This is a genomic window from Streptomyces sp. NPDC018610, from assembly GCF_044391765.1.
Classification (GTDB): domain Bacteria; phylum Actinomycetota; class Actinomycetes; order Streptomycetales; family Streptomycetaceae; genus Streptomyces.
In genome coordinates this window covers 1233202-1245478 of record NZ_JBISAL010000001.1, presented here as the reverse complement: position 1 = coordinate 1245478, position 12277 = coordinate 1233202, and the positions used below count along the sequence as shown (strand labels likewise).

Here is a 12277-nt window from a genome sequence, read left to right as displayed (position 1 = left end):
TGCCCGCGGCTACGGGGGTGGCTGTCTGCGGCTGTCAGGGGCGCGGGGTGCCCAGTTCCACCGCTGTGCAGCGCCAGCGGTGGTCGCGGCCTTGTTCGAGGCGGAAGGCCAGGGCGCGGAGCTGGTCGCCGGCGCCGATGCGGGCGAAGACCTCGATGGCGCCCGGCCGGGCCTCGTAGTAGCCGATGTCGCGCACGACCGGGCGGGTCCCGCGGGTGCGCAGGGGGCCGCGTTCGGCGAGCCGGACCAACTCGTCGTAGGCGCGGCCCGCGGTGTGCCGGAGCATCCAGTGGACGGGGCGCTGCCCGCTGAGCACGGCCAGCAGCCGGTCGGCGAAGAGGTCGCTGGTGAGGGGGTGCGGGGCCGGCCGGAGACCGGCGGGAGGGGTGGGAGGGGTGGGAGAGGCGGTGGCCGTCCGCCGGGGCGGGCCCGGCGGACGGCCACCGCCCGGTGCGCGGGGCGGGGCGCCTCCGGGGCGGCGGGCGTCGTGACGTCCCGGCGGGCGGCCGCCCGGGCGGCGCTGTGCCCTGGTCATGACCTTGTTCACGAGTGGGTCCCCGTTCTGTGACGCGTTCGTACCAGTCAGTAACTTCCTGCAGGGGATCTTGTACGGGAACCGGTTCCGGGCGGGCAAGGAACCGGAGGGGCGGGTCGGGCGGCCGGCGAGTTCACTCATCCGGGTGGTCGTGCGGAAGGCGACCCCCGTGCCGAAAGGGCAAAAAGGGTGCGGACCGGGTGAATCAGGAGGTGTCGGGTGGACGCCGGGGGGAGTGCGGTCAGGGACACGAACGGGGACGCCCGCACGTATCCTGAAGGCCGTCCGGGTGCTCCCGGCGCGCCGTGGCCGGCCAGGAGCCGCCGCGGCCCCGCCCCGGGCCTCCGGAGCCCTCCGACCACGAAAGCGGCCAGCCCATGCGCGTCTACGTCCCCCTGACCCTCCCCGGTCTCGCCGAGGCGCACCGGACGGGACGGCTGGGCACGGAGCCGTTCACCGCCTACGCCGTCACCCCAGCCCTGCGCGAGTGGTACGCGTCCGAGGACACCGAAGAACTGGAGTACGCCGCCCTGACCCAGGCCGCCCTGGCCTCGCTCGGGCTGCTCGCGGACGCGCCGGACGCGCCGCGCCGCCGGGTCGTGGTCGCCGTGGACGTCGCGGACGGCGCGGTGAGCGCCGGGACCGGACGGGAGGCCGGCCCGGAGCCCGGCGAGGTCCGGCTGGCCGGGACGGTGCCGCTGGCCAAGGCGGCCGCCGTGCACGTCGACTCCGGCGACGCCGAGGCGGCCGTGACCGCCGCGGCGCGGGCCCTGGCGGCGGACGGCGGCGACGAGGACGCGCGGTCCGCCGTGGACGCGACCGAGGACCACGACCTGCTCTGGTACGCCACGCAGGAGATCGCGAACCTGGTCGCCCCGCGCGAGGACTCCTGATTGTCAGTGGGTGCGAGTACGTTTTCCGGCATGGGGATGCACTCGGGTTCGGGGACGGGGACGCCGTCGGCGGCACACATCGTCTGGGACTGGAACGGCACGCTGTTCCACGACAACGACGCGGTGGTCGGCGCGACCAACGCGGCGTTCGCCGAGATAGGCCTGGCCCCGATCACACTGGAGCAGTACCGCGCGCTGTACTGCGTGCCGATCCCGAAGTTCTACGAGCGGCTGATGGGGCGGCTGCCCACCGCCGCCGAGTGGGACCTCATGGACGGGGTGTTCCACCGGCACTACGTCGAGCACCGGACCCGCTGCGGCCTCGCCGAGGGAGCGGTGGAGCTGCTGGCGGGCTGGACGTCGGCCGGCCACAGCCAGTCGATCCTGAGCATGTACGGCCATGAGGACCTCGTCCCGCTGGTCCGCGGCTTCGGCATCGAGACGCACTTCATACGCGTCGACGGGCGCACCGGGCCGTCCGGTGGCAGCAAGGCCGAGCACATGGTGCGGCACCTGGGCGCGCTCGCCGGGACGGTGAGCCCGCGGCGCACGGTGGTCATCGGGGACGCCGCCGACGACGCCGTGGCCGCCCGGCACGCGGGGGCGCTGGCGGTGCTGTACACGGGCGGCTCGCACAGCCGGGCCAGCCTGGAGCAGGCCGGGGTGCCCGTGGTGGACACGCTCCGGGAGGCCGTCGCCGAGGCGCAGCGCCTGGCGGCCTGAGCGCGCGGCGGCGCCCGCGCGAGCGGACGGCGAGCGACCGAGCCCGGGCACTCGCTGAGCGCGGTCCCGGGCACCCGGTGAGCCGCACCCGGTCCCGGGCCCTCGACGAGCGGTGAGGACCTCGGTCGTCGGGTGCCCGGCGAGCGGCCCCGGCCTCTCGGCCGTCGGGCGGCGCCCGGCGGGCGGCGCCCGGCCGCGGCGTCGTGGGCGTACGCCCCCCGTGGCGCCTACGCCCTGTCCCGGCTCCGGCACCCTGTGCAGAACGTCAAAGTTCCACCCCTGGTTTTGTACACATACGGCTCATGACGGGTGACCCGGCAAGAGCGATAGCCTTGTGGCGTGATCAGCGCGATAGTTCGCGGGGGCGCCGTCGCCTCCGCTCTGCGCCCGGTGTGCACGGACCACATCCGTGACCGGGCGGCGGTCGCTGATCCTCGCGGGCGGGACGGGGCCGATACGGCCCCCAGGACGCCGCGTCAACCCCGGGAAGCGGCGCCGCAGAGAGCAGCGTCACACCCCTCGGGGGCGTCGAAGATGGCCGATAACCCCCCGCTCATCTCACCTCGCGGCATAGCGTCGGTATGGGCCGGACACCCCGGACCGGGACGTTACGCCGAAGGGGAAGAGACCGTACTTCCTTCAACGTCACGCAACGGCGCGCGACAGGAGCCAGAGGACAATGCAGACCAAGCTGGACGAAGCCAAGGCCGATCTGCTCGAAAGGGCCGTTCGGGTAGCTGAGAACAGTCCGGCCGGGGGGCACCTCCCGTCCGGGACGACAGGGGAGGGCACCCCGGACCGGGACGCCGTGCTCTCGTTCCTCCAGCGCTACTACCTGCACACCGCCCCCGAGGACCTCGCCGACCGCGACCCGGTCGACGTCTTCGGAGCCGCCATCTCGCACTACCGGCTGGCCGCCACCCGCCCGCAGGGCACGGCCAACGTGCGGGTGCACACCCCGACGGTCGAGGAGAACGGCTGGACCTGCAGCCACTCCGTCGTCGAGGTCGTCACCGACGACATGCCCTTCCTCGTGGACTCGGTCACCAACGAGCTGACCCGCCAGGGACGCGGCATCCACGTCGTCGTCCACCCGCAGTTCGTGGTCCGTCGCGACCTGACCGGCAAGCTCCTGGAGGTGCTGCCCGCCGCGCAGCCCGGCGAGGCGCTGCCGCACGACGCGCACATCGAGTCCTGGATCCACGTCGAGATCGACCGCGAGACCGACCGCGCCGACCTCAAGCAGATCACCGCCGATCTGCTGCGCGTGCTCTCCGACGTCCGCGAGGCCGTCGAGGACTGGGAGAAGATGCGCGAGGCGGCCACCCGCATCGCCGACGGCCTGCCCGACGAGCCGGTCCCCGCCGACCTGCCCGGACCGCAGGTGGAGGAGGCCCGCGAGCTGCTGCGCTGGCTGTCCGCCGACCACTTCACCTTCCTCGGCTTCCGCGAGTACCAGCTGCGCGACGACGACTCGCTGGCCGCCGTCCCCGGCACCGGGCTCGGCATACTGCGATCGGACCCGCAGCACGGCGGCGAGGACAGCCACCCGGTCAGCCCGTCCTTCGAGCGGCTGCCCGCCGACGCCCGCGCCAAGGCCCGCGAGCACAAGCTGCTCGTGCTGACCAAGGCCAACAGCCGGGCCACCGTGCACCGGCCGTCGTACCTGGACTACATCGGCGTCAAGAAGTTCAACGACAAGGGCGAGGTGATCGGCGAGCGCCGCTTCCTCGGCCTGTTCTCGTCCGCCGCGTACACCGAGTCGGTGCGCCGGGTGCCGGTGATCCGCCGCAAGGTCGCGGAGGTCCTGGACCGCGCCGGGTTCTCGCCCAACAGCCACGACGGCCGCGATCTGCTCCAGATCATGGAGACCTACCCGCGCGACGAGCTGTTCCAGACCCCGGCCGCCGAGCTCCAGTCGATCGTCACCTCCGTCCTGTACCTCCAGGAGCGCCGCCGGCTGCGGCTCTACCTGCGCCAGGACGAGTACGGCCGCTACTACTCGGCCCTCGTCTACCTGCCGCGCGACCGCTACACCACCGGCGTGCGCCTGCGGATCATCGACATCCTCAAGGAGGAGCTCGGCGGCACCAGCGTCGACTTCACCGCCTGGAACACCGAGTCGATCCTGTCCCGGCTGCACTTCGTCGTCCGCGTCCCGCAGGGCACCGAACTGCCGGAGCTGTCCGACGCCGACAAGGAGCGCATCGAGGCCCGTCTGGTGGAGGCCGCCCGCTCCTGGGCCGACGCCTTCTCCGAGGCGCTGACCGCCGAGCTCGGCGAGGAGCGCGCCGCCGAACTGCTGCGCCGCTACTCGGCCGCCTTCCCCGAGGGCTACAAGGCGGACCACACCCCGCGCTCCGCCGTCGCCGACCTGGTCAACCTGGAGCAGCTGGACCAGGACAAGACGTTCGCGCTCAGCCTCTACGAGCCGGTGGGCGCCGCGCCCGAGGAGCGCCGCTTCAAGATCTACCAGAAGGGCGGCACGGTCTCCCTCTCGCAGGTGCTGCCCGTGCTGAGCCGGCTCGGCGTGGAGGTCACCGACGAGCGGCCCTACGAGCTGCGCTGCGCGGACCGCACCACGGCGTGGATCTACGACTTCGGCCTCCGGATGCCCAAGGACGCCGCCGGCATCGGCGACCACCTCGGCGACGACGCCCGTGAGCGGTTCCAGGACGCGTTCGCCGCCGCCTGGACCGGCAAGGCGGAGAACGACGGGTTCAACGCGCTGGTGCTGAGCGCCGGGCTGAGCTGGCGCGAGGCGATGGTGCTGCGTGCCTACGCCAAGTACCTGCGCCAGGCGGGCTCCACCTTCAGCCAGGACTACATGGAGGACACCCTCCGCAACAACGTCCACACCACCCGTCTGCTCGTCTCCCTGTTCGAGGCGCGGATGGCGCCCGAGCGGCAGCGCGCCGGGCACGAGCTGGTGGACGCCCTGCTCGAAGAGGTCGACGCGGCCCTCGACCAGGTGGCCTCCCTCGACGAGGACCGCATCCTGCGGTCCTTCCTCACGGTCATCAAGGCGACGCTGCGCACCAACTTCTTCCAGGAGTCCACGCCCGGCCGCCCGCACGACTACGTCTCCATGAAGTTCGACCCGCAGGCCATCCCGGACCTGCCGGCGCCGCGCCCGGCGTTCGAGATCTGGGTGTACTCGCCGCGGGTGGAGGGCGTGCACCTGCGCTTCGGCAAGGTCGCCCGCGGCGGCCTGCGCTGGTCCGACCGGCGCGAGGACTTCCGCACCGAGATCCTCGGCCTGGTCAAGGCGCAGATGGTGAAGAACACCGTCATCGTGCCGGTCGGCGCCAAGGGCGGCTTCGTCGCCAAGCAGCTGCCCGACCCGGCCGTGGACCGCGACGCGTGGCTCGCGGAGGGCATCGCCAGCTACAAGACGTTCATCTCGGCGCTGCTCGACATCACCGACAACATGATCGCCGGCGAGGTCGTGCCCCCGCGCGACGTGGTCCGCCACGACGGCGACGACACCTATCTGGTGGTCGCGGCCGACAAGGGCACGGCGACGTTCTCCGACATCGCCAACGAGGTCGCCGAGTCCTACGACTTCTGGCTCGGCGACGCCTTCGCCTCCGGCGGCAGCGCGGGCTACGACCACAAGGGCATGGGCATCACCGCCCGGGGCGCCTGGGAGTCGGTCAAGCGGCACTTCCGCGAGCTGGGCGTGGACACCCAGTCCGAGGACTTCACGGTCGTCGGCATCGGCGACATGTCCGGTGACGTGTTCGGCAACGGCATGCTGCTCTCCGAGCACATCCGCCTGGTCGCCGCCTTCGACCACCGGCACATCTTCATCGACCCGAACCCGGACGCGGCCACCTCCTACGCCGAGCGCCGCCGTCTGTTCGACCTGCCGCGCTCCTCCTGGGCCGACTACGACACCACGCTGCTGTCGGCGGGCGGCGGGATCTTCCCGCGCAGCGCCAAGTCCATCCCGGTCAACGCGCACATCCGTGAGGCCCTCGGCCTCGGCTCCGGCGTCACCAAGACGACCCCGGCCGACCTGATGCGCGCGATCCTGACGGCCCCGGTGGACCTCCTGTGGAACGGCGGCATCGGCACGTACGTCAAGGCGTCCACGGAGTCCAACGCGGACGTCGGCGACAAGGCCAACGACGCCATCCGGGTGGACGGCGGCGACCTGCGGGTCCGCGTCGTCGGCGAGGGCGGCAACCTGGGCTGCACCCAGCTGGGCCGGATCGAGTTCGCGCACTCCGGCGGCAAGATCAACACCGACGCCATCGACAACAGCGCGGGCGTGGACACCTCCGACCACGAGGTGAACATCAAGGTCCTGCTCAACGGCCTGGTCACCGACGGCGACATGACCGTCAAGCAGCGCAACAAGCTGCTCGCCCAGATGACCGACGAGGTCGGCGCGCTGGTGCTGCGCAACAACTACGCGCAGAACACGGCGATCGCCAACGCGCTCGCCCAGTCCAAGGACATGGTCCACGCCCAGCAGCGCTTCATGAAGCACCTGGTGCGCGAGGGCCACCTCGACCGGGCGCTGGAGTTCCTGCCCACCGACCGCCAGATCCGCGAGCGGCTGGCCGCCGGAAACGGCCTGACCGGCCCGGAGACGGCCGTCCTGCTGGCGTACACGAAGATCACGGTCGCCGAGGAGCTGCTGCACACCTCGCTGCCCGACGACCCGTACCTGCGCGGCCTGCTGCACGCCTACTTCCCCACCCAGCTGCGCGAGCAGTTCGGCGAGCAGATCGACAGCCACCCGCTGCACCGCGAGATCACCACGACCGTCCTGGTCAACGACACGGTCAACACCGGCGGCACGACCTATCTGCACCGGCTGCGGGAGGAGACCGGCGCGTCGCTGGAGGAGATCGTCCGGGCCCAGACCGTGGCCCGCGCGATCTTCCGCTCGGCGCCGGTGTGGGACGCGGTGGAGGCGCTGGACAACAAGGTCGAGGCCGACGTCCAGACCCGCATCCGCCTGCACTCGCGCCGGCTGGTCGAGCGCGGCACGCGCTGGCTGCTGAACAACCGGCCGCAGCCGCTGCAGCTCGGTGAGACGGTGGAGTTCTTCGCCGACCGGGTCGAGCAGGTGTGGGCGCAGCTGCCCAAGCTGCTCAAGGGCGCGGACCTGGACTGGTACCAGCAGGTCTACGACGAGCTGTCCGCGGCCGGCGTGCCGGACGAGCTGGCCACGCGGGTGGCCGGGTTCTCCTCCGCCTTCCCGGCGCTCGACATCGTCTCGGTGGCCGACCGCATGGGCAAGGACCCGATGGACGTCGCCGAGGTGTACTACGACCTCGCCGACCGGCTCGCCATCACCCAGCTGATGGACCGCATCATCGAGCTGCCGCGCGCCGACCGCTGGCAGTCCATGGCCCGCGCGGCGATCCGCGAGGACCTGTACGCGGCGCACGCGGCGCTGACCGCGGACGTCCTGGCCGCCGGCAACGGCACCTCGACGCCGGAGCAGCGGTTCCAGGTGTGGGAGCAGAAGAACGCGGCGATCCTGTCCCGGGCGCGCACCACCCTGGAGGAGATCCGTGGTTCGGACGCGTTCGACCTCGCCAACCTGTCGGTGGCGATGCGGACGATGCGGACGCTGCTGCGCACGCATTCGTGAGGCGTCCGCCCGCCGTCGATCGCCCGGCCGGTGATCGACGGCGGGCGAGGCCCCTGAGGGAGGGCGCCCCCGGACTCCGGTCCGGGGGCGCCCTCTTGTCGCTTTCCTGTCGCTGTTCGGCGCACGCCGCGCGGCAATGTACCTTTTGCGGCTATTTGTGATCATTCGGGTAATGTTGCCGGGTGATCGTGAACCCCACCGGTGGCCGGCCGTTCCGCGACGATGCGCTTCGCGACGATGCGCTTCGCGACGATGCGCTTCGCGACGATGCGCTTCGCGACGATGCGCTTCGCGACGCCTGAGGCACGCCCCGCCGGCCGAGCCGCGCTGCGGCCGCCGGTGGCCGCGAGACACTCCGCCGCCCCCTGGGCCGCCGTCGCCCTCCTCGCCGTCCTGCTGCTCCTGGTGATCGTCCGGCTGCCGTGGGCCGGTGACCTCGGCATGCACGCGGCCACCGTCGAGCGCCTGCGCCACGACCTCGTGCACCCGGGCAACCCGCTCGTCCGCACCGACACCCCCAGCCCGTACTACTCGCCGTGGATGCTGGTGCTCGGCTGTGCCGCCCGGGCCGGCGGACTGTCGGTCTTCGTGGTGCTGCGCCTCGCCGCGCTCGCCGGGCTGGTGCTCCTGGCGACGGGCGTACGGCGGTACGTGCGGACCCTCAGCGCGCACCCGGCCGCGCCCGCCGTGGCCGCCCTGAGCCTGGTCCTGCTGTGGGGCACGGTCCTGATCAACTGGAGCGGCTTCCTCTCCCTGAACTCGCTCGCCCTGACGGTGTCGTACCCCAGCGTGCTCGCGCTCGGCCTGGCCTTCCACCACTGGGCCTGGCTCACCCGGGCGCTGCGCACGCCGGCCGGCTGGGAGGTGTGGCTCGGGCTGGGCGCGCTGTGGGCGGTGATCCTGCTGTGCCACCAGTTCACCGGGGTCGTCGACACCCTCGGCGCCCTCGCGGCGGTGGTCTGCGCCCGGCCCCCGCGCGAGAGGTGGCCCCGGATCGCCGTCGGGACCGCGTTGGGGCTGCTGGTGCTGGGCCTGTGGCCGTACTACGACTTCTTCGCGCTGTCCTCGGCCGGCGGCGACCTGGAGGAGGTGCACCGCGCCCTTTACGACCACTTCGCCGGCCGCTACTGGCTGGCGCTGCTCGGGGTGGCCGCGCTGGTGCCGCGGTGGCGGCGCGACCGTCGGGACGTCCTCGTCGTCTTCTTCGCGCTGGGCGCGCTGGTGTGCGCGGCGGGCTTCGTGACCGGCCACTACTCCTGGGGCCGCGCCCTGCCCGCGGCGCTGGTCCCGGCCCAGCTCGCCGCCGCGCTGGCGGTGGTCGAGGGAGGCGCGCGAGCGGTGCGGATCCGCTGGGCCTGGGCGCTGGCCGCCGCGCTGGCGGCGGGCGCGTGGACCCAGTCGGGGGTGCTCGGCTACGTCGTAGGCCGCGCCCGGCTGCCCGCCGCGCTCGCCGCCAACTACACCCGGCCGTGGGCCGGCTACCACTGGATCACCCCGCACGTGCGGTACGGCGACGTCGTCATGGCCAGGGACTTCCCCTCCCGGCTGATCCCGGCCTATGGCGCGTACACCGTGGCCCCCGGCTACCCGGAGTTCTTCCTCGCGGACGAGGACGGGCGCGAACGGGCCGTCCAGCGCTACTACCGGCGCGGCACGCCGCCCGGGGTGCGCCGGGACATCCTGCGGGCGTACGCCGTGCGCTGGGTCGTCGACACCGCCACACCCCGCCCCGCCCCCGGCCTGCGCCCGGTCGCCCGGGGCGCCGGCGGCCAGGTCCTGTACGCGGTGAATCCCTGACGGGACGCGAGCGGCCGCGGCCCGCACGGCACGCGCTGCGCGCCGGGGGACCGCGGCCGCTCGGGCCGGACGGTTCAAACCTGCCGTCGGCGTCTGCCGGTCCGGATCCGCCGGCCCTGCCGGGCCGGTCCGTTCCGCCGGCCCTGCCGGACGGTCGGGACCCGCTCTCCCCGCCGGGGGTCAGGACCTGCTGTTGGTGAAGGTCTCGTAGGCCTTCAGGACCTCGTCGGTGGGGCCGTCCAGGCGCAGTTCGCCGCGTTCGAGCCACAGGACGCGTTCGCAGGTGTCGCGGATGGAGTTGTTGTTGTGGCTGACCAGGAAGACCGTGCCCGCGTGCTCGCGCAGCTCGCGGATGCGCTCCTCCGAGCGCTTCTGGAAGGCGCGGTCGCCGGTGGCGAGGGCCTCGTCGATGAGGAGGACGTCGTGGTCCTTGGCGGCGGCGATGGAGAACCTCAGGCGGGCCGCCATGCCGGAGGAGTACGTCCGCATCGGCAGGGTGATGAAGTCGCCCTTCTCGTTGATCCCCGAGAAGTCGACGATGTCCTGGTAGCGCTCCTTGATCTGCTCCCGGGACATGCCCATGGCCAGTCCGCCGAGGTGGACGTTGCGCTCGCCGGTCAGGTCGTTCATCAGCGCCGCGTTGACGCCGAGGAGCGAGGGCTGGCCGTTGGTGTAGATCTTGCCGTTCTCCACCGGCAGCAGGCCCGCCACCGCCTTGAGCAACGTGGACTTCCCGGAGCCGTTGGTGCCGATCAGGCCGATGGCCTCGCCCTTGTAGGCGACGAACGACACCTTCTTCACCGCGTGCACCCGCCGCACGCCGGCCGCCTTCTCGGCCTTGTGGGGCCGCAGGATCCGGTTGAGCGCGGCGGTCGCGCTGCCCCGTCCGGCGCCGGTGCCGTGCACCCGGTAGACGATGTCGACCTTGTCGGCGACGACGGTGGGGACCTTCTCGGTGCTGGGCTCAGCCACGGCCGTACCTCTCCTCAGCCTTCCAGAAGTAGACGAAGCCGCCGACGCCGGCCAGCAGCGCCCAGCCCAGCGCGTACGCCCACACGTGGTGCGGGAGCTGCTTGGCGTGGAAGCTGTCGATCAGCGAGAAGCGCATCAGGTCGATGTAGACGGCGGCGGGGTTGGCCTCCAGCAGCGTCTTCACCGCGGCCGGCAGGTCGGTGTTCTTCAGCGTCTTGTCGATGCTGAACATGACACCGGAGATGTACATCCAGGTGCGCAGGATGAAGGGCATCAGCTGCGCGAGGTCCGGCGTCTTGGCGCCCATCCGCGCCATGATCATCGAGACGCCCGCGTTGAACACGAACTGCAGCAGCAGCGTCGGGATCGTCAGCGCCCAGGACAGGCCGACCGGCACGCCGCACAGGAACAGGATGAACACCAGCGCGGCCATGGAGAACAGCAGCTGCTGGAGCTGCTGGAGGGCGAAGGAGATGGGCAGGGCGGCACGCGGGAAGTGCAGGGCGCGCACCAGGCCCAGGTTGCCGGAGATGGCCCGGGTGCCCGCCATGATCGAGCTCTGCGTGAACGTCCACACGAACACGCCCGTGACCAGGAACGGGATGTAGTCGGCCAGGCCGCGCTTGGTGCCGAGCAGCACGCCGAAGATGAAGTAGTAGACGGCCGCGTTCAGCAGCGGGGTGGCCACCTGCCAGACCTGCCCGAGCTTCGCCTGGCTGTACTGGGCGGTGAGCTTGGCGGTGGCGAACGCGGTGATGAAGTGCCGCCGCGCCCACAGCTGTCGGACGTACTGGGACAGGGAGGGGCGGGCGCCGCTGACGGACAGGCCGTACCGGGCGGCGAGCGCCGTGAGGTCGTCCTCGGCGTGGGCCGGGGCGGGGGGCGGTGTGTGGAGGACCTGGCTCACATCCGCTGCTTTCGTCGGGGGGAGGGGGTACGGGCGTGCGGCTCCGGGTCCGCCGTCCGTTTCCTTACGGTTCTCTTCACGTTCTCTTACGTCGGAACGGGACCGTATCGTCGCAACGTGAGAGTAGGGCCTAGCGACGTCGGAACGCAACCGTATCGTCGTGACGCCCTATGCTGGACGGCATGACGACGAACGCCGGCGAACCCCAGACGCGTCCGCGCCGCCGCGCCCCCGCCGGGGCGGCCGTACTCCGCGAGGACGTGACCGAGGCGATCCGGGCGGCCGTCTTCGGGGAGCTGGCGGCCGTCGGCTACGCGCGGATGTCGATCGAGGGCATCGCGCGGCGCGCCGGGGTCGGCAAGACGGCGGTGTACCGCCGCTGGCGCTCCAAGCTGCACCTGGTGCTCGACGTCGTCTCGGCGCTGGCGGTCCAGGGCCTGCCCGCCCCCGACACCGGCTCCCTGGAGACGGACCTCCGGCTGCTGTACGAGGTGACCTCCCGGGCCCTGCGCCACCCCGTGGCCTCGCAGATCATCCCCGACCTCCAGGCCGAGGCGGCCCGCAACCCGGACCTCGCCGACGCCGTGCAGAAGGCGCTGCGCGACGGCCAGGAGAGCGTCGCCAGCAGCATCCTCGCGGCGGCCGAGGAGCGTGGCGAGATCCGGTCCGGGCTCGACCGCGACCTGGCCCTCGACCTGATCTCCGGCCCGCTGTACTGGCGTTCGGTCGTCATCCGCTCGCCGAAGCTCCCCAAGGGCTACCTGGGCGCCCTCGCCCGGGGCACGGCGGAGGCGATCAAGGCGCTGTAGCGGCCGGCGGGGACGGCGAAGGACGGC

Annotated in this window: 8 protein-coding genes; 5 read left to right on the top strand and 3 right to left on the bottom strand. The window is 72.4% G+C overall.

Going from position 1 to position 12277, the window contains the following annotated elements; genetic code table 11:
• Nucleotides 1-34 precede the first annotated feature (34 nt).
• Entirely contained in the window at nucleotides 35-547 is a 513-nt protein-coding gene (locus ACH5A8_RS05465; protein ID WP_398998149.1) for an Rv3235 family protein, read from the bottom strand.
• Nucleotides 548-912: 365 nt separating this feature from the next.
• Between ACH5A8_RS05465 and ACH5A8_RS05460 the strand changes: the two genes are divergently transcribed.
• The 4 genes from ACH5A8_RS05460 to ACH5A8_RS05445 all read left to right on the top strand — a co-directional run bounded on the left by ACH5A8_RS05460 (nucleotide 913) and on the right by ACH5A8_RS05445 (nucleotide 9562).
• The gene (locus ACH5A8_RS05460) at nucleotides 913-1428 is read left to right on the top strand and encodes a DUF6912 family protein (RefSeq protein ID WP_398998147.1); all 516 of its coding nucleotides are present in this window, start codon (nucleotides 913-915) and stop codon (nucleotides 1426-1428) included.
• A gap of 36 nt (nucleotides 1429-1464) precedes the next feature.
• Entirely contained in the window at nucleotides 1465-2151 is a 687-nt protein-coding gene (locus tag ACH5A8_RS05455; protein ID WP_398998286.1) for an HAD family hydrolase, read from the top strand.
• 679 nt (nucleotides 2152-2830) lie between these two features.
• Entirely contained in the window at nucleotides 2831-7765 is a 4935-nt protein-coding gene (locus ACH5A8_RS05450; RefSeq protein ID WP_398998145.1) for an NAD-glutamate dehydrogenase, read from the top strand.
• A gap of 267 nt (nucleotides 7766-8032) precedes the next feature.
• Entirely contained in the window at nucleotides 8033-9562 is a 1530-nt protein-coding gene (locus tag ACH5A8_RS05445; RefSeq protein WP_398998143.1) for a hypothetical protein, read from the top strand.
• 180 nt (nucleotides 9563-9742) lie between these two features.
• Here the strand turns inward: ACH5A8_RS05445 and ACH5A8_RS05440 are convergent, their stop codons facing one another.
• Together ACH5A8_RS05440 and ACH5A8_RS05435 are read right to left on the bottom strand one after the other, a co-directional pair.
• Complete coding sequence (locus ACH5A8_RS05440; protein WP_398998141.1) at nucleotides 9743-10534, bottom strand: ABC transporter ATP-binding protein; 792 nt, start codon at nucleotides 10532-10534, stop codon at nucleotides 9743-9745.
• Nucleotides 10527-11441 carry an ABC transporter permease gene (locus ACH5A8_RS05435; protein WP_398998139.1) on the bottom strand — a complete coding sequence of 305 codons (915 nt, stop codon included), beginning with the start codon at nucleotides 11439-11441 and terminating at the stop codon, nucleotides 10527-10529. Before ACH5A8_RS05435 ends, ACH5A8_RS05440 begins: the two co-directional genes overlap by 8 nt.
• 170 nt (nucleotides 11442-11611) lie before the next feature.
• Here ACH5A8_RS05435 and ACH5A8_RS05430 point away from each other — a divergent pair, with 170 nt between their 5' ends.
• Nucleotides 11612-12250 (top strand): TetR/AcrR family transcriptional regulator, encoded by a 639-nt coding sequence (locus tag ACH5A8_RS05430; RefSeq protein WP_398998137.1) that lies wholly within the window; start codon nucleotides 11612-11614, stop codon nucleotides 12248-12250.
• Nucleotides 12251-12277 lie beyond the last annotated feature (27 nt).

Excerpts from the sequence above, each read along its gene's own strand:
- ACH5A8_RS05460 (WP_398998147.1), top strand. The coding sequence starts at position 913 with ATGCGCGTCTACGTCCCCCTGACCCTCCCCGGTCTCGCCGAGGCGCAC.
- ACH5A8_RS05455 (WP_398998286.1), top strand. The coding sequence starts at position 1,465 with ATGCACTCGGGTTCGGGGACGGGGACGCCGTCGGCGGCACACATCGTC.
- ACH5A8_RS05450 (WP_398998145.1), top strand. The coding sequence starts at position 2,831 with ATGCAGACCAAGCTGGACGAAGCCAAGGCCGATCTGCTCGAAAGGGCC.
- ACH5A8_RS05445 (WP_398998143.1), top strand. The coding sequence starts at position 8,033 with ATGCGCTTCGCGACGATGCGCTTCGCGACGCCTGAGGCACGCCCCGCC.
- ACH5A8_RS05430 (WP_398998137.1), top strand. The coding sequence starts at position 11,612 with ATGCTGGACGGCATGACGACGAACGCCGGCGAACCCCAGACGCGTCCG.